Annotated in this window: 20 protein-coding genes and 1 riboswitch; of the genes, 11 read left to right on the top strand and 9 right to left on the bottom strand. The window is 51.5% G+C overall.

The features are described from left to right. The first annotated feature begins 72 nt into the window (after nucleotides 1–72). Nucleotides 73–1,998 carry a BCCT family transporter gene (locus L2725_RS03080; RefSeq protein WP_249247595.1) on the top strand — a complete coding sequence of 642 codons (1,926 nt, stop codon included), beginning with the start codon at nucleotides 73–75 and terminating at the stop codon, nucleotides 1,996–1,998. 58 nt (nucleotides 1,999–2,056) lie between these two features. On the opposite strand, the gene L2725_RS03075 is transcribed toward L2725_RS03080, so the two are convergent. Beyond that, the gene (locus L2725_RS03075; RefSeq protein ID WP_249247594.1) at nucleotides 2,057–2,770 is read right to left on the bottom strand and encodes a class I SAM-dependent methyltransferase; all 714 of its coding nucleotides are present in this window, start codon (nucleotides 2,768–2,770) and stop codon (nucleotides 2,057–2,059) included. Nucleotides 2,771–2,909: 139 nt separating this feature from the next. Beyond that, nucleotides 2,910–4,568 carry a methyl-accepting chemotaxis protein gene (locus tag L2725_RS03070; protein WP_249247593.1) on the bottom strand — a complete coding sequence of 553 codons (1,659 nt, stop codon included), beginning with the start codon at nucleotides 4,566–4,568 and terminating at the stop codon, nucleotides 2,910–2,912. Between the two features lie 363 nt (nucleotides 4,569–4,931). On the opposite strand from L2725_RS03070, the gene L2725_RS03065 reads away from it, so the two are divergent. Continuing rightward, a complete protein-coding gene (locus L2725_RS03065; protein WP_249247592.1) occupies nucleotides 4,932–6,467 on the top strand; it encodes an MFS transporter in 1,536 nt (511 codons plus the stop codon). A gap of 37 nt (nucleotides 6,468–6,504) precedes the next feature. Here the strand turns inward: L2725_RS03065 and L2725_RS03060 are convergent, their stop codons facing one another. From L2725_RS03060 to L2725_RS03040, 5 genes are all read right to left on the bottom strand, one after another. Next, the gene (locus tag L2725_RS03060; protein WP_249247591.1) at nucleotides 6,505–7,452 is read right to left on the bottom strand and encodes a sensor domain-containing diguanylate cyclase; all 948 of its coding nucleotides are present in this window, start codon (nucleotides 7,450–7,452) and stop codon (nucleotides 6,505–6,507) included. Nucleotides 7,453–7,497: 45 nt separating this feature from the next. Beyond that, complete coding sequence (gene thiE / locus L2725_RS03055; protein WP_249247590.1) at nucleotides 7,498–8,112, bottom strand: thiamine phosphate synthase; 615 nt, start codon at nucleotides 8,110–8,112, stop codon at nucleotides 7,498–7,500. Beyond that, on the bottom strand, nucleotides 8,109–8,930 hold the full coding sequence (thiM, locus tag L2725_RS03050; RefSeq protein WP_249247589.1) for a hydroxyethylthiazole kinase: 822 nt from the start codon (nucleotides 8,928–8,930) through the stop codon (nucleotides 8,109–8,111). The genes thiE and thiM overlap by 4 nt, the downstream gene beginning before the upstream one ends. A 77-nt stretch (nucleotides 8,931–9,007) precedes the next feature. Then, nucleotides 9,008–9,838, bottom strand: a complete 831-nt coding sequence (gene thiD / locus L2725_RS03045) for a bifunctional hydroxymethylpyrimidine kinase/phosphomethylpyrimidine kinase (protein WP_249247587.1) — start codon at nucleotides 9,836–9,838, stop codon at nucleotides 9,008–9,010. Between the two features lie 61 nt (nucleotides 9,839–9,899). After that, nucleotides 9,900–10,014, bottom strand: a riboswitch (TPP riboswitch). Nucleotides 10,015–10,125: 111 nt separating this feature from the next. Continuing rightward, nucleotides 10,126–10,848, bottom strand: coding sequence for a pseudouridine synthase (locus L2725_RS03040; protein ID WP_249247586.1), 723 nt, complete (start codon nucleotides 10,846–10,848; stop codon nucleotides 10,126–10,128). Between the two features lie 119 nt (nucleotides 10,849–10,967). Between L2725_RS03040 and L2725_RS03035 the strand changes: the two genes are divergently transcribed. Together L2725_RS03035 and L2725_RS03030 are read left to right on the top strand one after the other, a co-directional pair. Then, a complete protein-coding gene (locus tag L2725_RS03035; protein ID WP_249247585.1) occupies nucleotides 10,968–11,444 on the top strand; it encodes a YcxB family protein in 477 nt (158 codons plus the stop codon). A gap of 142 nt (nucleotides 11,445–11,586) precedes the next feature. Continuing rightward, a complete protein-coding gene (locus L2725_RS03030) occupies nucleotides 11,587–11,964 on the top strand; it encodes a hypothetical protein (protein WP_249247584.1) in 378 nt (125 codons plus the stop codon). 148 nt (nucleotides 11,965–12,112) lie between these two features. Here L2725_RS03030 and L2725_RS03025 read toward each other — a convergent pair whose 3' ends face one another. Both L2725_RS03025 and L2725_RS03020 read right to left on the bottom strand, forming a co-directional pair. Then, nucleotides 12,113–13,336: an L-lactate MFS transporter gene (locus L2725_RS03025; protein WP_248934381.1), complete on the bottom strand. Its 1,224-nt coding sequence runs from the start codon at nucleotides 13,334–13,336 to the stop codon at nucleotides 12,113–12,115. 355 nt (nucleotides 13,337–13,691) lie between these two features. Next, a complete protein-coding gene (locus L2725_RS03020; RefSeq protein WP_248934380.1) occupies nucleotides 13,692–14,558 on the bottom strand; it encodes a TPR end-of-group domain-containing protein in 867 nt (288 codons plus the stop codon). Between the two features lie 209 nt (nucleotides 14,559–14,767). On the opposite strand from L2725_RS03020, the gene glnD reads away from it, so the two are divergent. From glnD to L2725_RS02985, 7 genes are all read left to right on the top strand, one after another. Continuing rightward, nucleotides 14,768–17,380 carry a [protein-PII] uridylyltransferase gene (gene glnD, locus L2725_RS03015; RefSeq protein WP_249247583.1) on the top strand — a complete coding sequence of 871 codons (2,613 nt, stop codon included), beginning with the start codon at nucleotides 14,768–14,770 and terminating at the stop codon, nucleotides 17,378–17,380. A 182-nt stretch (nucleotides 17,381–17,562) separates the two neighbouring features. Then, nucleotides 17,563–18,456: a MipA/OmpV family protein gene (locus L2725_RS03010; RefSeq protein ID WP_249247582.1), complete on the top strand. Its 894-nt coding sequence runs from the start codon at nucleotides 17,563–17,565 to the stop codon at nucleotides 18,454–18,456. 38 nt (nucleotides 18,457–18,494) lie between these two features. Beyond that, a complete protein-coding gene (locus L2725_RS03005; protein ID WP_249247581.1) occupies nucleotides 18,495–18,887 on the top strand; it encodes a DUF3019 domain-containing protein in 393 nt (130 codons plus the stop codon). Next, a complete protein-coding gene (locus L2725_RS03000; RefSeq protein ID WP_115135419.1) occupies nucleotides 18,887–19,603 on the top strand; it encodes a winged helix-turn-helix domain-containing protein in 717 nt (238 codons plus the stop codon). The genes L2725_RS03005 and L2725_RS03000 overlap by 1 nt, the downstream gene beginning before the upstream one ends. A gap of 25 nt (nucleotides 19,604–19,628) precedes the next feature. Next, nucleotides 19,629–20,888, top strand: a complete 1,260-nt coding sequence (locus L2725_RS02995; protein ID WP_249247580.1) for an ATP-binding protein — start codon at nucleotides 19,629–19,631, stop codon at nucleotides 20,886–20,888. Nucleotides 20,889–21,148: 260 nt separating this feature from the next. Continuing rightward, nucleotides 21,149–22,312 carry a porin gene (locus L2725_RS02990; RefSeq protein WP_115135421.1) on the top strand — a complete coding sequence of 388 codons (1,164 nt, stop codon included), beginning with the start codon at nucleotides 21,149–21,151 and terminating at the stop codon, nucleotides 22,310–22,312. 198 nt (nucleotides 22,313–22,510) lie between these two features. Continuing rightward, nucleotides 22,511–23,179 (top strand): response regulator transcription factor, encoded by a 669-nt coding sequence (locus L2725_RS02985; RefSeq protein WP_115135422.1) that lies wholly within the window; start codon nucleotides 22,511–22,513, stop codon nucleotides 23,177–23,179. Nucleotides 23,180–23,202 lie beyond the last annotated feature (23 nt).

Raw genomic sequence — 23,202 nt, 5'->3', positions numbered from 1 at the left:
TAACAAGTTAGAACCTAGGGAAGGGTGACGCAATCAACTCTTCCCAAGAGCTGTTTTGAAGGATATACAGCGATGAAGAAGCATTTCGAACTAATCGATAAACCCACTTTTTTTGGCGCATTGGCCTTGCTGGTCTCTGTGATTGTTCCGTTGGCTCTATTCCCGGCGGAAGGGGCAGACTGGATCGCCGTCGCCAAAACATTTATGACTGATAAACTCGGCTTCGCTTACCTGACACTCGGGTTAGCCGCGTTTTTCTTTATGATTTACATCATTTTCTCCGACATCGGCCAGATCAAACTGGGCGACCCGGATGAAAAGCCTGAATACGCCACCGGCTCATGGGCAGCCATGCTGTTCTGTGGTGGTATCGGTGCCAGTATTCTGTACTGGGGATGTATTGAATGGGCCTACTACTACATGAATCCCCCATTCCAGTTGGAACCGGGAAGTGAAGAAGCGGTGCGCTGGGCTGCCACATACGGCATTTTCCACTGGGGCCCGATCGCCTGGTCCATCTACCTGATCCCTGCTCTGCCTATCGCCTATTTCTTTTATGTACGTAAACAGCCTGTGCTTAAGGTTTCCGCCGCACTGATGCCTGTTATTGGCGAAGCTCGCAGCCACGGTAAGCTGGGTAAATTTATCGACGTACTCTTTATCTTCGGTTTGTTGGGGGGTGCCGCGACAACTCTGGGTCTGGCAGCGCCTCTGATTAACGAAGGTATCAGCTACCTGTTTGATATCCCTACCAGCACCGGCAGCCAGATTGGCGTGTTGATGTTGTGTACTGCTCTGTTCGCCTACTCCTCTTATAAGGGGATGGATGGCGGTATTAAGTTGTTATCCAATATCAACTTCTGGGGAGCGCTGGCACTGCTGGCCTTCGTACTGGTTGCCGGCCCTACCGTATTTATGCTGGAAACCGGCCTGGACTCTATAGGCCGTATGCTGTCCAACTTCTTTGTGATGGCCACCTGGGCAGAACCTTTCGGCGGCATGGGCAGCTTTAAAGATACCCACTTCCCTCAGGACTGGACCATCTTCTATTGGGCCTGGTGGTTGGTATTCGCTCCAAGCATGGGTCTGTTTGTTGCTCGCATCTCCCGTGGTCGCACCATTAAGCAGATGGTAACCGGTTCTATTTTCTTCGGTTCTCTAGGATGTGCGCTGTACTTTATGGTCCTGGGTAACTACGGCCTGTCGCTGCAGCTGTCCGGACAGTTGGATATTGTTGGCATTCTGCAGGATCAGGGCCCAACCAGAGCGATTTTCGCCATGCTGGAGCAACTGCCGTTCAGCTATGGTGTAATTGTGGTGTTTACCCTGCTGTGTATCATCTTCACCGCCACCACCTTTGATTCTATCTCTTACATTCTGGCCTCAGTGGTTCAGAACAATGTAACTGAAGACCCAATGCGCTGGAACCGCCTGTTCTGGGCCTTTACCCTGTCAATCATGCCTTCAGTGCTGATGTTTATGGGTGGTCTGGCTACCCTGCAAACTGCAGCAATTGTTGGCGGTCTGCCACTGCTGATTATCGCGGTAATGCTGATGATCTCCGGTGTTAAAGCTGCCACACTCGATTTGACTCATCAGGATGGCTATGTCGACCCTGTTATCAACATCGAAGACCTGCCGGAAGTGGACCCATGGAGCCGTGAAGGTACTGCCATGGCAAAGTTCGAGCAGCTGCGCGATGCAGCCATTGAAGCCGCAGAAGCTGAGCGCGATGCCCTGAATGCTATCTGGAAGCTGAAGAAGCGCATCCGTAAAGAGGCGCTGGAGCGAGGCGAGTCAGGTATGGAGCTGGGTGATGCACCAGACGAGATGATTGAAGAGTTACAGCGTCTGACCACCGAAGCAATCAACGCCAAAGAGCGCAAACTGGAAGCCTCTGAGCAAGCTCAGGAAGCCCGTATCCGCTTTAACGATCTGATGCGTGAGAAAGAGGAGCTGGCTGCACAGGAAGAAGCAGCACCTCAGGCCACCGCCTGATAACTCCCTTCGACAATAAAAAAGGGCGCCTTGTGCGCCCTTTTACTTTTCCTGCCAATCACAGCTTGCGGGCTTTCACAAACAGGAAGTTGGGTCTGGTACTCAGATATTCATAGGTAGACTCGCTCAAGGCCTTGGCTTCAGGCAGAACCTCCCCTTCATTCAGGGCTGTGATGACAAAGCCATTGTCAGTGAGCGCCTGGGTAATCTCAGTTAGTGAGCGACGATAGAAACTCACCTGCACAGGCTCACCCACGGTATTCCACTCCTCAGTGATCAGCTCCTGCTCGAAGTAATTGCCACTGCTGGAGCATTCATAATCCGCAAAGGGGTGATGGGTGGAAAACACCAGCTCACCGCTATTTCTCAGTACTCTGGCAACCTCAGCAAAGAAACTGGGCAGATCCTCGAGGTAATGCAGCATCAGGGCGCTGACCACCAGATCATAGCCTGTGTCGGCTTCACCTTTCAGGCCCAGTTCGAGATCATGTGCATAGGTATGAACTCTGGCTTCAGCCCCAAGCCTGGCTACCTTCTGGTTAAGCAAAGCCAGCATGTGGGGAGAGCGGTCAATACAGGTCAGCTCTGACACGCCGGATTGCAGGAAATACTCTGCATAAACGCCTGAGCCAGCCCCTAAGTCCAGAACGCGACGTCCGCGGATATCACCAATCAGACGCTTCATACTGGGCAGGTCCAGCATGGCATTATAGATATTGTTTTTAATCACCTGATCGTATTGATGCGCGTGCTTACCATATAACTCAGACATGGTTAGAAACTCCCAGTGGATAAGATTCGCGGATTAACTGCTGCAGCCGCGCAGATGCGGGGATTATCTCAGCCAAGGTTGGCAAATCCCACAAAAAAGGCGCCCCTGGGCGCCTTTTTACTGTCTCGTCTAAGCCTACCTAGACTCTGAACTCACCCACCATGTTTTCCAGCTCTCTGGCAGTCTGAGCCAATACCTCAGTGTTGGCATGGATCTGCTGTGCGCCGGTAACAGATATTGTCATACCCTGATGAACACTGACGAGGTTGGAGTTAATCTCCTCGGCAACCTGAGATTGCTCCTCTGCGGCCGTTGCAATCTGGGTATTCATATCGTTGATGTGGGCAACGCTGCGGGTGATAGACCCCAGTGCTTCACCTGCCTTGGTGGCCGTGGCGACACTGTCATCAGAGTAGCGGCGGCTGTTCAACATCATCTCAGCACTGCGGGCTGCGCCCTGCTGCAGTTTATCGATAGTGGTACGGATCTCCTCGGTGGAAGCCTGGGTCCGGCTGGCCAGCGTCCGAACCTCATCAGCGACGACAGCAAAGCCTCTGCCCTGCTCTCCCGCCCGGGCAGCTTCAATGGCCGCATTCAGTGCCAACAGGTTAGTCTGCTCGGCAATCGCCTGAATCACTTCCAGAATATTGAATACTTGCTGGCTGTGCTGCTCCAATTCCACTACAGCATCAGATGCCTGATTCACCTCTCCGGCCAGATGCTTGATTCGACCAACGGTTTGCTCAACAACCTGTTCCCCATTGTGAGCACTGGTATCTGCTTCAGTCGCTGCGTCTGCAGCCGCGACGGCATTGCGAGCAACATCAGTCACTGTGGCACTCATCTCATTCATGGCGGTGGCCACCATGTCCAGTTCCCGCTTCTGGTTGTCAATCGCTTCCAGCGCCGATGCTGTGGCACTGCGGGTTTCATTGGCGGATACAGACAATTGGGCGGCAGCCGCTGCTACCTGGGTAATACTGTGGTGGAACTTATCCAGCATATTGTTAAATGAGCCTGACAGTGCAGCCAGTTCATCCTTGCCCTGAACCGGGATTCGACGGCTGAGATCTGAGTGTTGCTCAATCTCTTCAATCGCGGTTTGCAGTGTCACCACTGGAACAAGAATGGATTTCAGAATCATAAAGATGATGCCGCACACCAGAGCAAACATCAGGATCAGGGTGACGGTCAGTTGATATTGGGTATTGTCCAGTTCGGCATTGGCATGACGCTGAATGTCTGCACGAATCGACTGCTCAAGGGACACCAGCTGTTTAAAGCTCTCCCGGGCAGCATTGGCAACCGGCGTCGCTCCCTTCCGGTACTCCTGATAAGCACGGGTTAAGTCGAACGTGCGTCTTGGAGAGTCCGCCAGCGCCAACATACGCTGGTAGCCATCATCAACAAACGCGCGGGTGTCCTTTTGGGCAAGATCTGCAATTTGCTGCAACTTATCTCGCTGGCCGACATCGGATATTTGGCTGATCGCTGTATCAAGTTTGTCGAAGTGGCCATATATAGCACTTCTGTAACTCTCCAGTTTGGCAAAGTTCTTGTCGTAGTCGTCCCCCAGCATAATCGCCCGGGTCAACCGGGAGACATAGTTCATATCCCGACTGATGGATAAAATCGACTGCTGAGTCGCGACAGCACCCAACTCAAACTCCTGATAGGCCTTCTCGATCTTGCCGAGTTTAAACATCAGCGATGCCAATATGACTACACCTGTTATCACCACCAGCACAATCACACCCCATAACCGACTGCGGATGGACATATTTGATAATCCTTTCATGCGAGTTCCTCGTTATTGTTTTGCTCGCGACAACTGAAATACCGGACACGGGTTCCGGTTGTGTCAAAAACCCGTAACTGACATCGGCTTATGCAGGTTTCATTCCCAAATAACTAAATTTGTTCAATGAGTTGAAACTGATGCCGTTACTATCAAACGGCAGCCCGGCTGAAAGCTTGAGCAGTTCAGGATGATTTTTTGCCCACACTCACACCTTTGGCTAAAAACACCAGAATCAACGCCGGGAACTTTGGTTTTTGGACGATTTCGCGTTACAGTTTTCCGCTGCGCTACATCGCTTAACTTAAGCGGTGCAAAATTTAGAAAAACCATAAACAAAAAAATAATAATCAAAGGAAGGGTATGGCTAACAACAATAATCTTGCAGACAACGATCTGCGGGAGGTCAAACAACTGGGGATGTGGGCCTCCATTGCCAGTCTGAGCTATGTGTTCTGGCTGGTTGGCGGTATGGAACTGGTAGAGCGAATCGCCTATTACGGCGTAAAAGCCAGTGCCGGTCTGTACGCTAAAGCCCCTGTGTCTGAAGGTGGTCTTGGTATCACACTGTCTGACTACGGTATCATCATTTCAGTGTGGGCAATCCTGCAAACCTTTATCCCTGTGTTTACCGGCGGCATCTCTGACCGGGTGGGATATAAAGAGACTATCTTTGCCTCCACCATTATCAAGATAGCCGGTTACCTGTGTATGGCTTTCTTCCCAAGCTTCTGGGGCTTCCTGGGTGGCGCCATGTTACTGGCAGCCGGTACGGGTATCTTTAAACCCGGGATTCAGGGCACTCTGGTACTGGCGACCCGACGGGATAACTCCTCCATGGCCTGGGGGATCTTCTACCAGGTAGTGAATATCGGTGGCTTCCTTGGCCCATTGGTCGCGGTGCATATGCGTCAGCTGTCCTGGGACAATGTGTTCTACGCCTGCGCAGCCATTATCTCTCTCAACTTCCTGTTCCTGCTGGCTTATAAAGAGCCAGGTAAAGAGGAGCGGCTGGAACGCGCCGCCAAAATTAAGTCTGGTGAGATCCAACAGGAAGCACTGTGGAAAGACGCCTGGCATGAACTGAAAAAGCCTGTCGTCATCTACTATATGCTGGTGTTTTCCGGCTTCTGGTTCCTGTTCAACGCACTGTTCGATGTACTGCCTATTCATATCTCTGAATGGGTGGACACCAGTGTGATTGTGACCAGCCTGTTTGGTCCTGAGGGCACCAGCAATGGCATTCTGCAGTTCTGGCTGGGCCTGAACAACGAAGGCACCAAGGTGATGCCAGAGGGCATGCTGAACCTCAATGCAGGTATGATCATGACCACCTGCTTCCTGGTCGCCGCCCTGACGGCCAAGTACCGTATCACCACGGCGATGCTGGGCGGCTGTCTGCTGAGTATCTTTGCCTTTGTGCTGATCGGTTATACCAATGCCGCCTGGATGATAGTGCTTGCGATTGCCATGTTCTCTCTGGGTGAGATGATGATCTCTCCCAAAAAGAATGAGTTCATGGGCAATATTGCCCCCGAAGGCAAAAAAGCCATGTATCTGGGCTTTGTGATGCTGCCTCAGGGTATCGGCTGGGGTCTGGAGGGTTACTTTGGTCCCAAACTTTATGAGCACTATGCCTCCAAGGAAAACTTCTCCCGCCAGATGCTTGAACAGGAAGGCATGAGCGCGACAGAAGTTGCCGCAATTCCCCAGGGCGAAGCCTTTACGACTTTGGTGAGCTATACGGGCGAGAGCGCTCAGCAACTGACTCAGACGCTATACAACGCTCATAATATCGGTATGGCCTGGTACATCATTGCCGCTATTGGTTCTATCTCTGCCGTGGGTATCTATATCTATGGCAAGTGGCTGCTGCAGATGCAGAAAACTCAGGCATAAGTACAGTCATAAAAAAACGCGGCAGTTGCCGCGTTTTTTAACTCAGTTTAGCCATCCGACTCCAGGCATCCGCCAACAAAGCTTCAATATCGCCATGGTGGCCATGATCCAGCTCGACCGCTACCGAAGTGAACTTCAGATGGGTGGTACGATTCTGGCGGCGATTATAGTCATGAACCGCCAGCCTGAATCTCTCCAACGCCAAACCTGCTTTGGCATTATCTGCGTTGGCCAACAGCACCACAAACTCGTCATCCCCGGTGCGGGCCAGCAGATCAGACTCCCGGAACACCTTTCTGAGCAACATGGCAAAATCCATCAACACCAGGTCGCCGATATCCTCGCCATAGCTTTCATTGAACGCATCGAAGTTATCGATATCGAACAGCAGCATAGTCAGATTGATGCCAGAACGATGACACAGCTTAGTGCAGTGTTCCCCCAGCAAAACCAGGCCCCGCCCATTGACCAAACCGGACAGCTCATCATGGTGGGCCGTTTGCAAGGTTTCAAGTTCGCACTCCACCAGTGACGCCATGGACTTAAGAATCTGGCGCTCTTTGGCCGATAAGTCCTTGGGCTTCACATCGATCAGACAAAGGGTGCCAAGAACACAACCATCCTGAGCCTGGATAGGACAGCCGGCATAGAAACGAATTCCCGGTTCACCAACAACCAGAGGATTGTCGACAAATCTGTCGTCATCTATTGCATCAGAGACAACGAAAATGTCCGACCCCAGAATAGTGTGACCACAGAAAGAAATATCTCTGGGAGTTTCGGTCAGGTGAGTTCCCTGTTTGGATTTGAACCATTGACGGTCTTCATCCACCAGAGAGATCACCGTGGTAGGTACATCAAACATCAACTTTGCCATTCTGGTAATGGCATCAAATCTGGTTTCGGGCGGGGTATCCAACAATCCCAACGCCCTTAACGTCTGCAATCGCTCAACTTCATTTTCCGGCTTTTCCGGTGCCCGCATAACAACTTCCCTGTCCCTTGCTATCTATATAAGCGTAGACCAGGTTTATATCCTTGCCAGCAGTTCCCGGGCAGCAAGACGAGGTTCCGCCGCACCACAAATTGCAGATACTAAAGCAATTCCCGCTACCCCGGTCGCCTTGACCTGCTCGATATTGGCCAGATCTATTCCGCCAATTGCCACCAGGGGTAAACGAGAACAACTCTGCGCCAACTCCAGCCCCGCTATACCCCATTCAAAACAGGTATCAGTTTTGGTTGGCGTAGCGAACACAGTACTGATCCCCAGATAATCCACCGGCAGACTCTGAGCCTGCTCCAACTGCGCCATAGATTCAACCGTCAGTCCCAGCAGTTTATCTTGACCCAGCAGTTCCCTTGCCATTTCAGCAGGCATATCTGACTGCCCCAGGTGTACGCCGTCAGCATTAATGGCAAGGGCCACATCCACCCTGTCATTGATGATCAAAGGTACCTCTGTGCCCGCCAGAATAGTTTTGAGTAACTGCCCCCTCTGGATAAACCGACGGAGTTTCCCCTGCTTCTCTCTCAGTTGCACCATGGTTACGCCACCTTCAACAGCTTGAGTGACGACATGGCAAAGCGCTTCATCACTGAGGCGCTCATCTGTCACCAGATACAAACGATAATCCGGGCTCATGACAACTCCGACACAGTGACTGAAGCCGCCAGCTGCTCAGGCGTTAACTGATACAGAGCATCTAACATCTGCATTTGAAAACTGCCAGGCCCCTGACTTTGAGCCGCAGCCAGCTTGCCGGCAACGCCCATTACAGCTGCAGAAGCCAGCCCGGGGGAGAGATATTCCTGTTGAGGCTGGGCAGCAAAAGCTGCGGTCAGTGCAGTGAAAGTACATCCCATGCCTGTCACTCTGGGCATAATGTCATGACCATCGTGCAGGGTAAAAATCCGCCGCCCCACCACATAGTCAGTTTCGCCGGATACCACCACTTCACAGCCATATTGACGATAAAGCGCCATCGCGGCCCCCAGGGCATTGTCGCTGGTTTCTAAACTGTCGACCCCTTTGGTACTGCGGATCTCACCGGACAGGGCCATAATTTCCGAGGCGTTACCACGAACGATAAATTTCGGCCCCAAGGCTTTGGCTATTTCACACAGCTCACGGCTGGTATGGGTTCTCAGCTCACTGGCGCCGCAACCGACCGGGTCAAGTACCAAAGGTTTGTTCATCTGTACCGCCAATTGGGCAGCGTGCTTCATTCGCGCGATCCATTGTCTGTCTAGGGTGCCGATATTAATGACCAAAGCGCCGGCGATCGTCAGCATCTCCTCCATCTCCTCATGACTGTGAGCCATAATGGGAGACGCTCCCAGCGCCAACAGCGCATTGGCAGTGTTATTCATCACTACATAGTTGGTGATATTGACCACCAGAGGATGGGTTTGCCTCAGCAGCGCAAGCTGATCGGCCAGATATTGTCGGGGATCTTTCATTCAGCGTTCCTTCTTATCCAGACTGGCTCTCTTTCTCTCAATAAAGTTTAGCCAAGCTATCCTGGCTGTGGTGTGTTTCAGTTATGCAGGCTGAAAAAGTGATCAACTGGCCCGTGCCCAAGTCCTATCTGCCATTTGTCAGCACATTTCAATGCCTCAGTAAGGTAATGTTTGGCTTTGGTTACCGCCTGGCTGACGGTCATTCCCTGGGCAAGATAGGAAGCAATAGCCGCCGACAGAGTGCAGCCTGTCCCATGGGTATTGCGAGTCAATACTCTGGGGGCCTGCAACAACTCAATACCAGCGGGGGTGACCAACCAGTCCTGACTCATGGGCTGCTGATGCAAATGCCCACCTTTGAGCAACAATGACTGGGAGCTTACTTGTGGAGATGCCTGAGTTAGCAGAGTCTGACAGGCATCCAGCATAGCGGATATTCCGGCCTGATCTGTGACCTCGGGCAGATCCAGCAGCTGCGCGGCTTCCGGCAGGTTTGGCGCAATAATATTGGCCAACGGCAACAGTTCACGCTTGAGGGTGTCAATTGCTGAGGTTTGAAGCAGCAGATCGCCACTGGTAGCCACCATCACTGGGTCCAGCACCACCCAACTGGGTTTGTACTGTCTGAGCTTGTGCGCTACAGCCGAGATGATCTCACTGTCTGCCAACATGCCAATTTTGACCGCTCTGACTTCCAGATCGGAAAACACCGCGTCCAGCTGCTGACACACAAAGTCAGGTGCCACAGGATAAACACCACTGACGCCCTGCGTATTTTGCGCTGTTAATGCGGTAATGACAGAGCAGGCATAGCCGCCGGTGGCTGAAATCGCCTTGATATCGGCCTGAATGCCGGCCCCACCGCCGCTGTCACTACCGGCAATGGTTAAGGTAATAGGAGTGTTCAAAGAGTTGCCCTCAAAGGGCGCAGAGAAGGAAGCAGATCCGGACACATTCAGTCTGGTTTTCCAGTGTCCGGGCTTAGTTCCCTACGCCAGTATTAACTGGATCAGGTTCTACGGGTCCCGCACAGCGGTCTCAGCCTGCTGCCATTCAATGACATCAGGCTCCCCGACTAAGTCAGACTGATCTTGCAAGCCACGTCAGCAGCTAAGCTGCCCAGCTTGATGATCAGTACCGGTGGATAATACCAAGCAGGTTGCTAGAGGAGCAAACAATTGTCGCAGCGATATTTTTATGAGCCAATATCCCGCAGCGCCAGCTGTACTTCATCCTCTGTCAACGCCCGCCACTGACCCGGAGCCAGGTTTTCATCCAGGCTCAAACCACCGACCCGACTGCGATGCAAAGCCACCACAGGGTTACGAAAACGTCCGAACATGCGCTTGATTTGATGGTACTTACCTTCGGTCAGCACGACTCTGGCAATATGGCTATCCAACATCTCAAGTCTCGCGGGGGCTGTGGTGATATCTTCAAAGCTGAAGTACATACCGGCAGCAAAAGCCGGGGCATACTCTTCCGTCAGCGGGTTACCCAGAGTGACCAGATACTCTTTGGAGACGTGGGCGCCGGGTTGCATCAACGCTTCGGACCAACGGCTGTCATTGGTCAGCAGCAATAAACCTGAGGTATTGAGATCCAGCCGACCGACGATATGCAACCCGGAACGCTCCGCTTCGGGCAACAGTTCAAGCACTGTCTTGTGCTCATCATCTTTGGTGGCAGACACCACACCAACCGGCTTGTGCACCATAAAATATCTGGGCGAGCAGGCTTGCAACACCCTGCCATCACAGCTGATGGTATTGAACTCATCTATCAAGAGGTCCATATCTTTGGCAAGCTGGCCATCTACCTCAACTTTGCCAGACATCAATAACAATCGAACCTGTTTACGGGGGATCTGCAGGGCTTTGGCCAGATATCTGTCCAGCCGTGCGCGTTTACTTTCCAATTCACCAATATCCGCTGAGTGTCGTTAACTGTCGCTGATTATCAGTTATTCCGACTTTAATGCCTAATTCAGTCTGTCGGAGATATAATGGCAAAAATCTATCAGCTTTTTATTTTGCTATGAGTGAACCATTTCACTATCAAACTGAGTTCGTGCTGGACCGCAGCCACTATGAAGAGTGCTTCGATGAGTCGGCCAAACCACAGCCAGGCTGGCGACCTTACGCCAAAGCCATGGGATTTGTTGTTTTCGGCTTCGTATTGATTGCCATGCCGATTGAGGACGTGATCGGTTACCTGTTTATCGGTCTGGCAGCGGTGGAAGGACTCAGTGTTAAGTTTCGCCGTCCGTGGTGGCTTTGGCGCCAACTCATGAGCAAGGCAGCCAATCACAGTGTCAATTTCGAGTTGGATGATGACGGGATACGCATCAGCTCAGACTATGTAAACCAGTCCATTCGTTGGCAACAGATAGACAGTATTGACGCTACCGACCGTGGTTACCTGCTCAATATCGGCAAAGGTCGCAGCTATGTGTCCCGCCGGGTACTGAATGATGAGGCAAACGCTTTTATCTGCGGCAAGATAAAATCCTAATATCCATTTCAAAGCCATCCTCCGGGATGGCTTTTTGCTTTCAGGGATTTTCAAACCATATTGGCATACCACAGTCAGATGATCTCAAGCAGAAACTGTGACAGGGTAAAGAGAGGAAAAAGAGACAGCAAAAAAGGGAACGATGAAAGCATTTTTTACAGCAAGCTACGTCTGGTATCTGCAGTTGGCAATACTGGCCTTTGTGTTTCGGTTTTTTGTGGTTGAGCCCAAATGGAAAACTGGCAACTTCATGAGTATGACCTGGGCCGGGACTGCTGAAGCCGTTCTTATGCCTCTGTTTTTCTTTGGTACCATACTGGCGTTTGCCACCTTTATCTGTCTCAGCTTCTTCTACGCGGCCAATTGGTACCAGGGTTTGCTATTGATGCTCAGCAGTTTTCTGATACTGATGTGTCTTCAAGGACTCAGTCTGCCAATATCCAGTTACCCCCTGATACTGGTCAACTACCTTGCACTGCTGGGCTTCACCCTGGCGGCTTATTTAGCTTTACTGAAATGAAAAAAAGGCCGCTGCAAAACTGCAACGGCCTTTTCTGACCCGGATTAAGCGCCAGCTATTCCTGGTCTATTTCCACTTTTTGTCAGCAGCTGCGGAGAGACAGCAAACTGGGTGCCTGGGAGAGAAGCAAATTTGCTCCAAACTCCAATTAGGCTGCTACAGGCTCAGCAGCAATGTCGTCAGCGGTAACTGGTTTGGTAAACAGCGCCAGTACTACAGCTACGGCCAGCATAACGGCGCAGATGGTGTAAGCCATCACATAGTTACCTGTCATGTCCACTGCAGTTGCAGCCACAACAGGACCGATAAAGCCGCTCACACCCCATGCGGTGTACAGCACGCCATAGTTACCGCCATAGTTCTTCAGACCATAGTAGTCGGCTGTGATAGAAGGGAATACTGCCAGCAGGGTACCGTAACCCACACCCGCCAGCGCAGCGCCTACCATCAGCATAATTTCGTTGTCGTAGGTAGAGAACATTGCCATGTTCACGCCCTGCATGATGAAGGCCAGCAGCAGAGTCTTTACGCCACCGATCTTGTCAGACAGGATACCGGCAGCAACACGGCCACCAGAGTTGAAGATAGCCAGTACAACCACCAAGAATGCAGCCTGAGTCAGGTTAGCCTGCTTCACGGCGATAGAGGTGATGTTACCGATAACCATCAGGCCGGCAGAAGACGCCAGTGCATACATCATCCACAGAGAGTAAAACTGAGGAGTCTTCACCATTTCGCGCCAGCCCATGCTCACTTCAGCGCTGCCACTCTTGGCTTTGTAACCAGCCGGAGCTTCAGGCACATAGTCTGCAGGTGGGTTATTGATGGTACAGGCCAGAGGTACAGCAATAGCCAGCACACCCAGACCCAGGATCAGGAAGCTGGTATTGATACCAAAACCTTCGATCAGCACTGAGGTCAGCGGCGCCAGATAAACGGCAGCCAGACCAAAACCGGCCGCAATCAGGCCGTTAACCAGACCCTTTTTGGATGGGTGGAACCACTTCATCGCCGCGGGAGACAGACAGGCGTAACCAAAACCGATACCACAGCCGGTGATCACACCGAAGCTCAGCAGCAGAGTCATTGGAGAAGTAGCAAAGCTGGAGATAATCATACCCAGGCCAACCATGATGGTACCCAGGATCAGCACTTTACGGGGACCCATACGGTCCTGCAGGTTACCGGCAACCAACAGAGACAGGGCAAAACAGATAGTCGCTACTGTGTAAGGCATGGAAGCATCGGCATTGGACCAACCCTGCTCAACCAGAGACTGCTTGAATACAGACCAGGCGTACAGGATACCGATACACATATTGATAAAGAAGCCAGCGGCCAATACACCGGTAGCTTTGTTCAATTTGTTCATCTTTCGACTCTATCAGGCTTAATCAACTGACAGTCGGACTCCACCACGGACGACCAACTGCAAAATTCATCGGAATTGGCATATTCTCAGTCCATGAAGTGGTGCCAAAGGGCGCGGAGTCTATCAGGGAAATTGCGGGTCAGCAAAAGGTTATTTTCAGCCTGCGCGAATGATCACAAAGCTGTAAAAACCGCATCACAAAAGGTGATCAGGCAAGCACTAAGAAAAGGCCTGAGCGTGAGATACGTCACACTGCAAGTGGTTATTTACAATGAGGTAGTACAGAAACTGAACCGACCCTTTTGGGCCGGTTACAAAGATGGACAGGTGTTTAATTTTTCAAATCAAGCCTGCTTCACTCTTCGGTGATTGACTCCAGCAACTGCTCAAATTCCGGCTTACCTCTGAGCATGTCGAAATCGGGTTCATCCTGAGCCAGTTCGCGGAAAGAAGGTGCCAGAGAGATAGCCCGGGACAGATCCGATATCGCCCGCGAATCCGCCCCCATGGATGCCAAAGCACAGGCCCTTTGGTACAGAGCATGGCTGTTGGCATTATCCACTTCCAATACCCGGTTACACAGACTCAGCGCCCAGTTGAATTCACGGATCTCCATGGCCGCATCCGCCTTGTAGGTCAAAGCCTCCAGGTCGCCGGGTCTGATGGTAAGAATTTCGTCGTAAATCTCAATCTTCTGCTCAGGTGTCACTGCCCCCTGTGCCCTCAGCCAGAGGTTATGCACCTCGTTGATGATCTCAATTTCGCGGTTATTCTCGGTAATAATGCGGGTCTTGCGCTTAAGCTCCCGCTCCAGCTCCTTGAACTTGGCCTCATACTGCTCGGCAATCGCCTGCAATTGCTCCTCTGCCAACCGGTTGGTGTTGGCCTTAATCTCGCGGAAAGACTGCCAACCAATAAAGGCGATCATGGAAGCCACACCAGCGATAATGTAGAAGAAGTAGGTCACGGTAACATTGGCATAGTTAAGGGATTTATCGGCCACTGACAGCTCGCGGTCAGTGATCTCAATAATCATGCGCCGCTCCAGATCCAGCTGGTTTTGCCTAAGCGCTTTGAGCTCATCCATGACGTAACGCTCCATCAGAGACTTTTCCATAATCTCCTTATTGGCCTGAATAATCTCCTCCTGGGTTCCCTGGGTTTGTGCAAAACCGGCCATTGACCAGAATGCCAACACCATAGTCAGGATAACTTTCAACATACTTCTCTCCTTGCATGGGAACAGGAGGCCTGAACCGACCGCCAATTGAGCTTTCAATGTATCACTCCAATTTCTCAAGATGAATGCAAACCACTGAATTTATATAGCCAAAAGCCAGTCTGCAGTGGCGATATACTGAGCTGACCTTGTTCCGGCAGTGATTATTCCCTAACCTAATAAGGCGTGAGCAGAAACCAAAGGGAAGTAATATGAACGGATTGCACTATGGTATCGACTGGCCCCAAAGCAGTGACGTCGGCGGTATCAAACAGGCGCTGGCGGATCAGTTGGAGTTTCTGGACCATAACTGTGCAGATCACGCAATCCGCGAGGTATTGCAGGCCAGATCCGATTGCTTCGACAGCCTGCTGACCGCCCTTTGGCAAGAGTATGGATTCGGAGATTCAGACCTCTCTCTCAATGCCGTCGGGGGCTATGGCCGCCGAACTCTTCATCCCTTTTCTGACATCGACATCTGTGTACTCCATCGTGACCCTTTAAGCCCGGAACTGGAAGATAAGCTCAGATCCTTTATTACCTCACTGTGGGACTTCAACATTACCCTGGGTCATGGGGTGCTCTCGGTTGAGCAGGCAAAGTCCCTGTGCGCCGAGGATGTGACCGCGGCCACCAGCATGCTGGATATGCGCCGCCTGGCGGGCGATCCTGAACACAGCCAAATCATCTCAGCGACCCTGCTTGAACGGGATATCTACTCCAGCGCCACTTTTTTCAAACTAAAACAGGATGAACAAAGCCGACGCCACACCAAGTCCAGTGGCAGTGGTTTCAGCCTGGAGCCCAATCTGAAAACCAGCCCGGGTGGCTTACGGGATATTCAGACCCTGGGTTGGATAGCCAACAAACATTTTGGCTCTCAGGATGAACAAACCCTGAGGAGGATGGGCTACTTCACTGCTGATGAATACGCCGAATTGATGGAAGCTCAAAACTTTATCTGGCGGGTTCGCTGGGCTTTGCATATGGCCGTGCGTCGCAGCGAAAACCGCCTGCAGATTGAAAACCAGTCGGAAGTCGCCCGTCGTATGGGCTTTGGTGGTGAAAACAATACTGCCATTGAGAAAATGATGCGCCAGCTGTACCGGGCACTGAGCCGGGTACGGGAATTGAACCAGATGTTGATGGCCCACTTCGAGCACAATGTACTGGCCAGTGAGGTACCCTCATCGCCACTGGTGCTCAATGAACATTTTGAGATAGACAACGGCCTTATCCGTGCCCGTGACGAAGATGTCTTTATCGAGCGTAAACAGATCCTGATTATGTTCCGCCTTATCGCTGAACATGAGGACAAGCTCAAAGGTATCGCGCCGGAAACTCTGCGTCTGCTGCGTCAGGTAAGACGCCGTTTGTTGGGAGACCTGCAGGACTTCCATGCCTGCCGTCAGGAGTTTATCGCTCTGTTCCGTCACCCCAGAGGCATGGGGCTGGCGATCACCTTAATGCATCAATATGGTTTGCTCGCCGCCTACCTGCCCCAGTGGCGGGAGATAGTAGGCCAGATGCAGTTTGACCTGTTTCATGCCTATACAGTGGATGAACACACCCACAGATTGCTGAAAAATCTCTACCAGTTTGAAGCGGGTAAAGAGGACAAGAGCATCAAACTGGTGGGCACCATATATCGAGGCCTGGATACCAAAGACACTTTGCTGTTTGCCGCGCTTTACCATGACCTGGCTAAGGGCCGTGGTGGCGACCATTCCAAACTTGGCGCGGTGGATGCCGCCCACTTTGCCAGCTTCCATGGATTGAAAGCTTCCCAGGCTAAGACCATCAGCTGGCTGGTGGAAAATCACCTGCTGATGTCCATGACCGCCCAGCGTATGGATATTTATGACCCGGATGTGGTCAGCAACTTTGCCAAGGCGGTGAAGACCGAGAGCCGACTGGAAATGCTCTATTGTCTGACGGTAGCGGATATTCAGGCCACCAACTCCAACTTGTGGAATGACTGGCGAGCGACCTTGCTGGCCGATCTGTTCCAGGCCTGTAGACGGGCACTGCGCAGCGGTCTTGAGAATATGCTGGAGATGCGCTCTTTAATCCGTGAGCGCAAAGCCGACGCCAAAGAGATGTTGCTGGCCGCCGACCCCAACCTGGATGAAGACAACCTCAAACAATTGTGGAAGCAGATGCCTCTGTCTTTCTTCTCCAATGCCGACGCTAATGATATCTGCCGCTATACCCAGGCCATAGTCGGCTACCATGATGAGGACAGAGAATCACCGCTGATCTTGCTCGATGGTGAGGTCTACAAGGGCTGCAGTGACCTGTTTGTTTACACCAAAGATAAGCCTGGGCTATTTGTCAGCCTGTTCAACACCCTAGCCAGTCTTAAGGTCTCAGTGAAACAGGCGCAAATTTCCGTGACCCGACATGGCTATGTGTTGGAGACCCTTAAAATACTGGATTACAACGACGAACCCCTGCTCAGCGACACCCGTCGTCAACAGGTGTTAAATCGTCTGAATCAGGTGCTGGCGGGTAAGCCCGCAGGCTCGAAAGCCAAGCCCAAGCGTCGCCATGCCGCCTTTAACAATGTGCCCAAGGTTGAGTACCTCAACTCCCGCCGTCCGAGCCGCACTCTGCTGAATATTGCCGCGCTGGAAACTCCAGAGGTGATGAGTCGCATCGCCGATGCGTTCAAGGCGATGGAGTTGAATATCCACTCTGCCCGCATCAGTACCCTGGGAGAGAAAACCGACAATGTGTTCTCCGTGTCCAACCGCGAGGGCAGTCGCTTGAGTGATGAAGAGCAGAATACTCTGGTGCACTTGTTGAAAGAGAGTATTGGCTAACTCAGAACCGGACTACTGTCGGTTAAAATCTCAGCCGGAAGGGGGGCGTTCTTCGCCCCTTTTGCTGCAACAATTAAGCATCCCAGGTATCACTTTGTATCAATTCAGGTGTAACCCGCTGCCAGAAACTAACCTTTCTGTTAATCTCTCAAGCAATAAAACCTATTCAAATTGACGGACAGATGACACTGAGCTGGCGCGCAATACTGCTGATACTTTCTATCTTGCTGATGCCAAAGAGCTTTGCCTCTTCGGACAGCGAAGGCGTTTCCTCGCTTGGTGAACCCATGTCTCCATCTCAGTGGCAATTTGCCGTTGCCGTTGGCTGGGGAGAAAAGTCCAATCCTTTGTTCGACTATGATGATATCCCGGTTTATGTGCTGCCCAGCGTTGCCTGGTATGGTGAACGTGCATTTTTCGATAACGGCGCCATCGGCTACACACTCTGGGACGGGTACGATTACAGTATCAACCTGATCGGGGGCTTCGGTGACGATGCCGGTTGGTTTAACCGTTGGGATCCCAGCAACCTGTTCATCGGCGGGCTGAGCGGTGGTAGTCCTGCGCCAGCAACGGACATGAGTACTAAGTTTTCCCGTACACCTGCGTCTTCTGAAACAGAACCATCCTATAATTTGAAAGACAGAAAACTGACCTATATGGGTGGCGGCGAGGTTAACTGGTATACCTCTATGGGTAATTGGCGCGCCCTCATTATGCAGGATATCTTGAATGTACATAACGGCCAGATTGCTATGCTGTCCTGGTACAACTACTGGCAAATAATGAAACTCAGGGTGGATTTAACACTGAGCCTGAATTGGAAAAGCAGCCAACTGGTGGACTACTATTATGGCATCTCAGCAGATGAAGCCTCCTGGGGTAGTCCAACCTATGATGGAAGAGGGACATTCAGCCCCACCATCGAGCTGGATTTCAGCTATCCGATCACCAAGAAGCTGGAGTTATTGCTTCTGGGTCGTTACACTCGCTTCGGCGCAGGGATTGCAGATAGTCCGCTACTCAAGGAAGACAATAGCTTTGGTGTATTTTTCGGCGCTGCCTACAGGTTTTGATATTCGTGAACAAAAGCTCAGGATTGAGTCTATGCCTTGTGCGAGTGCATTTAGCGCTGGCGTCGGTATTGCTTTCTCCAATGCTTCACGCCGACTCGCTGCCCGCTGATAAACCCACACTGGAGGTATGGCCACAAATATGTGTGGCTGTGCCTGAAACTCCCTGTAAACTGGACCTGCAACTCAAATGGCGGGGTACATCCCACAACCGCATCTGCATTTTGTCGGACAACGCACAGTTTACCCGTTGGTGTAACGACTCAAACGCGGTACATTCACTGACACTAAATATAACAACAGATAAAGATATTCAGTTTGAAATGGTTGACCCTGAAACCAACCGGATCATAGCCGATGCTAAATTTCGCGTGACTCAACTCAGCGAACCGCAAAAACGTCGGCGTTATCGCAACCCTTGGAGTTTATTCTAATGACAACCCCTCAGTCTCCCTACCGTGTGTTGTTGGTGGAAGATGACATTCGTCTGTCTAACCTGATTGTGGACTATCTCAAAGAGCAAGGAATGCATGTAGAAGTCGAACGTCGCGGTGATACCGTGCTGACCCGACTTATCAGTTACAAACCCGATATCATTCTGTTGGACATTATGCTGCCCGGTCTGGACGGCCTGTCCCTGTGTGAAAAACTGCCTGACTACTTCTCAGGCCCGATCCTGCTGATGAGTGCCCTTGGTACCAACGAAGACCAGATTAAAGGTCTGGAACTGGGTGCTGATGACTATATCGTCAAGCCTGTTGACCCCGCACTCCTGGTTGCCCGCATAAACAACCTGCTGCGTCGTCACTCCAAGCCTCAGCATCAGAACGAATCTCACTGCCTGAACTTTGGCAAGCTGAGTATTGATCCACACTCCCAGACTATTCGCCTGGGTGAGACAGCCGTGGATCTCACCAGTCATGAATTCGAGCTGCTGTGGTTGCTGGCCTCCCAGGCCGGTCAGGTATTAAGCCGTCAGTTTATCTATCAGTATCTGCTGAATATCGACTTCGATGGTAAGGACCGTAAGATCGACGTACGTATTTCTCGCCTGCGTAAGAAGCTGGGTGACAATATCGAAACGCCGTTCCGTATCAAAACCGTGTGGGGACAGGGTTACCTGTTTGCTCCGGAAGCATGGAATAACTAATCCCTGAGGGATTGGGAGTCTGACTTTGCGGCGTCTGTTTATCAGCCTGTATCTTTTGATGAGCCTGACCATCATCGGGCTCGGCTGGACGCTGGAAACGCTCTGGGAGTCCAATATAAAGGAGCATAGTGCCGACCATGCTCCTTTATTGATCCTGGCTGATACTCTGGCGCAACTGCCTCAGTCCCAGAGAGAACAGGTGCTGCAACAAGCTGTATTGCGACATCAACTGCCTATGGTTCTGCTGCCCGGCAATGCCGTCGCGCTCAACAATGAGCAAGAGTTGCAACCGGGGAAAATACTCACCACAGTGAACGAGCGGGATCAGCAACGTCAGTTTCTGGTAGTAGATGATCAGGTGCTGATGGTTGGGCCGGTCGAACTTAATAAGTTTGCCCACTGGCAAGCAGCCTACACCCTCTCCTTTTATGTGTTGCTGGCCTTGGGTATTCTGCTGTGGATCCGCCCTTTGTCCAGGGATATCAAATCTCTTGAGCAAGTTGCCATTGAGTTTGGTAAGGCCAACTGGCGCAGCCGGGTACAATTGCCCAAAAGCTCCCAGGTATTGCAACTGGGTAATACCTTCAATCAAATGGCGGGTCAGATAAGTACGCTGATCGAAAATCAAAAGCATATGTCCAATGCCGTATCACACGAGATACGCACGCCGTTGGCACGGCTCAAATTTGCCATTGCTTTACTGCCCTCCTACTGTAAGCCTGAAAAGTCCGCTGAAGACAGGGACGCTTTTTTGCAGGATATGCGGGAGGATGTCAAAGAGATAGATACCTTGCTGGCAGAAATGCTGACTTATGCCAGCCTGGAGTCAAACGGTCCTGATATTCAGCATGAAGAGGCCGACCTAGTAGTGCTTTGTCGCCAGCTGGTGCAGAGACTCGAGCCCCTGTCTGCCACTCCGGTGATTTTCGACTCTGGAGTTACTTCATTGATTATCAATGGAGAACCCGCTCTGATGGAACGTGCCATCCAGAACCTGATCACCAATGCCCAGCGTTATGCCAAAACGCAAATCCAGGTCACCCTGTCAGTACATAATCAAAGGGTGCAGGTCTCGGTGGCGGATGATGGTGTAGGTATCCCAGCAGAAGAGCAGCAGAAGATTTTTGATCCCTACTATCGCAGCAAGCAAAATCGCAATGAGGACAAAGGCTATGGTCTGGGGCTGGCGATTGTTGCCCGCATCATGCAAAGAGCCTCTGGTAAGGTCACGGTTAAAAGCGAGCCGGGCAATACCTGCTTCTCTCTGTTCTGGCCTCTGCCCTGAGCCCTCAATCTCTCCCCGGTAGCCATTCTGTGGCTATCTCCCCTGCATAAGTTCACCCCGCCAAAGGATGAGATTTTTCCATGCTTATTCGTCATGGGGCTTATCCGCGTCAGTCTATAGGATGAAATCCAGCTGTGAATTTTTTATTGCAGCACCACTGAGAAAGGTAGGGGTTGCTCCTGCGGCGGGTTCGCCAGAGTGAGTGTATGCAGCCTTCCCATCCCAGTGGATGACAATTCTGAACCAGGGGGATAATAAGCATGAAAACTCACACCAAGCTGGTGCTGCCATTAAGTCTGGCGCTGATAAGTTCGGGCGCTAACGCCGCCATTACACTTTATGAAGACGATACTCATTCGGTCAGCACAGATCTGCTGGTCAATGTGTTTTACTCCAACGCCAGCAACGATAAACTCGCAGATGCCAGCGACCCCAATTCAGGCATGGTGAGCCGCGATCAATCCAGAGTCCGCATCGGTTTCCTGCCCAACTATATCGGCTTTAATTACAACACCAGCGTCAATGACCTCAAAATTGGCGCCCGCGCCTCTTTCTGGGTGACGCTGAACGATACCGACCTGCACCGTGGGGCCGAAGGTCTGGGAACCCGCTCAGGCATTGATGTTCGTCAGTTCTATGCCACGGTTGATGGCAGCTGGGGTCAGGTACTGCTGGGTAAAGATTTTGGTCTGTTCTCGCGCAGCAATATCCTTACCGATGAGTTACTCCTGGGTCACGGCCAGACCAGTGACTACTACGGCTTGATCGATGGTGGCAACGTCTCTTTCGGTAATATCGGCTCTGGCTATACCTATCCATTTCCCAAGTCTCAAATCACTTACCGCACTCCGGATTTCAGCGGATTCCAGCTGGCCGTGGGTGTGATGGACCCCAATAAGAGCAGCGCATCCAGCTCTGAAGATATGCCCAGATTTGAAACTGAACTGACCTACAACTGGGAAAAAGAGAGCACCAACTTTAAAGCCTATGCCAGCGCGGTGACCCAAAGTTCCGAAGATGGCAACAAAGACACCGATTCCAATGGATTTGCCGGTGGCCTGAGAGTGGGTTTTGCCGGGTTCGCCCTTAACGCATCCGGTTTCAGCACCGAAGGTCTGGGTACAGTAGCCGGTCTGGACACCATCATTGTCGATGAGATTAATGAATCCAAAGGCTATCTGGTGCAGGGCAGTTACAGCATAGGTGACGAACGTTTTGTGGTGTCCTACGGCAAAACCGAAGTCGACACTCAGGATGTCACTACCCTGACCTACGATAATCTGGCATTTGCCTGGTTCCACAGCTTTAACCAGTACCTGTCACTGGTCGCTGAGTACAACCGCACCGAAGCTGAAGGGCCAAGCCATATCGGCCTGATTGAAAAGAATGACGTTGTCGCCATTGGCGCCGTGGTCACCTTCTAAAGTCGTCACCAGTCAGAGGTGGCGTCAAAGCCACCTCGGTTTCAAGTCATACCTTAGTAGGAATAACCCTGCGGCCAAAGCCTGATTGACATTTAAGCAATCTGTGATGCAAGTTATGAACAGAACTAAAACAATGACATAGATCACCCTTGTTAAATCAATTCGATACGGGTGAACAATAACGGGCGAGGGCACACAATGGTAAACATACTGGTCGCAGACGATCATCCTCTGTTCCGCGAAGCTGTCTCTCTGGTACTCAACACCAGTCTTGAGGAGTGCAATATCCTCGAAGCAGAAGACGTGGAACAAACTCTGGCAATGATCCAAAGCCATGACGATCTCGACCTTATTCTGCTGGACCTGAATATGCCCGGCAGCGGCGGGCTTAATACCCTGCTTGAGATCCGCAATATTGCGCCTGCCGTACCAGTGGTCATTATCTCGGCAGAAACCAATCGCAAAATTATTCTGCAAACCATCACCTATGGTGCCGTGGGCTTTGTCTCCAAGTCCTCCTCCAAACAGGAGATAGGCAATGCCATCGAGCAGATTCTGGAAGGCAATGTGTATCTGCCAGCGGATATTATCCGGGCGGACACAGAGACGGTTCAGCCCAAGAGTCGTCAGCATGAAGCTCAGATCTCGTCGGAGATGCTCTACACCCTGACCCGCAAACAACTGCTGGTGCTGAAAGCCATGGCCATGGGTTCATCCAATAAGCAGATCGCCTATGATCTGAATATCTCGGAAACCACGGTAAAGTCCCATGTGTCGGCGATTTTGAAGAAGCTGGGGGTCCACAACCGTACTCAAGCTGTAGTGGGTCTGTCCAATGTTGACTTTGACCAGTACCTGAAACGCTAACTTCTGAGCCCCTGGCTCCTGAA

Origin of the sequence: Shewanella corallii, assembly GCF_023349125.1 — a bacterium.
Taxonomy (GTDB): domain Bacteria; phylum Pseudomonadota; class Gammaproteobacteria; order Enterobacterales; family Shewanellaceae; genus Shewanella; species Shewanella corallii.
The sequence above is the reverse complement of the archived record's forward strand: the minus strand, read 5'-3'. Positions and strand labels throughout refer to the sequence as shown.

Coding starts and splice junctions, on each gene's coding strand:
- thiE (WP_249247590.1), bottom strand. CDS start 8,112: ATGAGCCCGGATTATCGTTTGTATCTGGTGACAGATGAGCGCCTCAGT.
- L2725_RS03030 (WP_249247584.1), top strand. CDS start 11,587: ATGAAAGCATTTTTTACAGCAAGCTACGTCTGGTATCTGCAGTTGGCA.
- L2725_RS03035 (WP_249247585.1), top strand. CDS start 10,968: ATGAGTGAACCATTTCACTATCAAACTGAGTTCGTGCTGGACCGCAGC.
- L2725_RS03000 (WP_115135419.1), top strand. CDS start 18,887: ATGACAACCCCTCAGTCTCCCTACCGTGTGTTGTTGGTGGAAGATGAC.
- L2725_RS03080 (WP_249247595.1), top strand. CDS start 73: ATGAAGAAGCATTTCGAACTAATCGATAAACCCACTTTTTTTGGCGCA.
- L2725_RS03070 (WP_249247593.1), bottom strand. CDS start 4,568: ATGAAAGGATTATCAAATATGTCCATCCGCAGTCGGTTATGGGGTGTG.
- L2725_RS03060 (WP_249247591.1), bottom strand. CDS start 7,452: ATGCGGGCACCGGAAAAGCCGGAAAATGAAGTTGAGCGATTGCAGACG.
- L2725_RS02990 (WP_115135421.1), top strand. CDS start 21,149: ATGAAAACTCACACCAAGCTGGTGCTGCCATTAAGTCTGGCGCTGATA.
- L2725_RS03020 (WP_248934380.1), bottom strand. CDS start 14,558: ATGTTGAAAGTTATCCTGACTATGGTGTTGGCATTCTGGTCAATGGCC.
- L2725_RS02985 (WP_115135422.1), top strand. CDS start 22,511: ATGGTAAACATACTGGTCGCAGACGATCATCCTCTGTTCCGCGAAGCT.
- L2725_RS03065 (WP_249247592.1), top strand. CDS start 4,932: ATGGCTAACAACAATAATCTTGCAGACAACGATCTGCGGGAGGTCAAA.
- glnD (WP_249247583.1), top strand. CDS start 14,768: ATGAACGGATTGCACTATGGTATCGACTGGCCCCAAAGCAGTGACGTC.
- L2725_RS03075 (WP_249247594.1), bottom strand. CDS start 2,770: ATGTCTGAGTTATATGGTAAGCACGCGCATCAATACGATCAGGTGATT.
- L2725_RS03025 (WP_248934381.1), bottom strand. CDS start 13,336: ATGAACAAATTGAACAAAGCTACCGGTGTATTGGCCGCTGGCTTCTTT.
- L2725_RS03010 (WP_249247582.1), top strand. CDS start 17,563: ATGACACTGAGCTGGCGCGCAATACTGCTGATACTTTCTATCTTGCTG.
- thiM (WP_249247589.1), bottom strand. CDS start 8,930: ATGAAAGATCCCCGACAATATCTGGCCGATCAGCTTGCGCTGCTGAGG.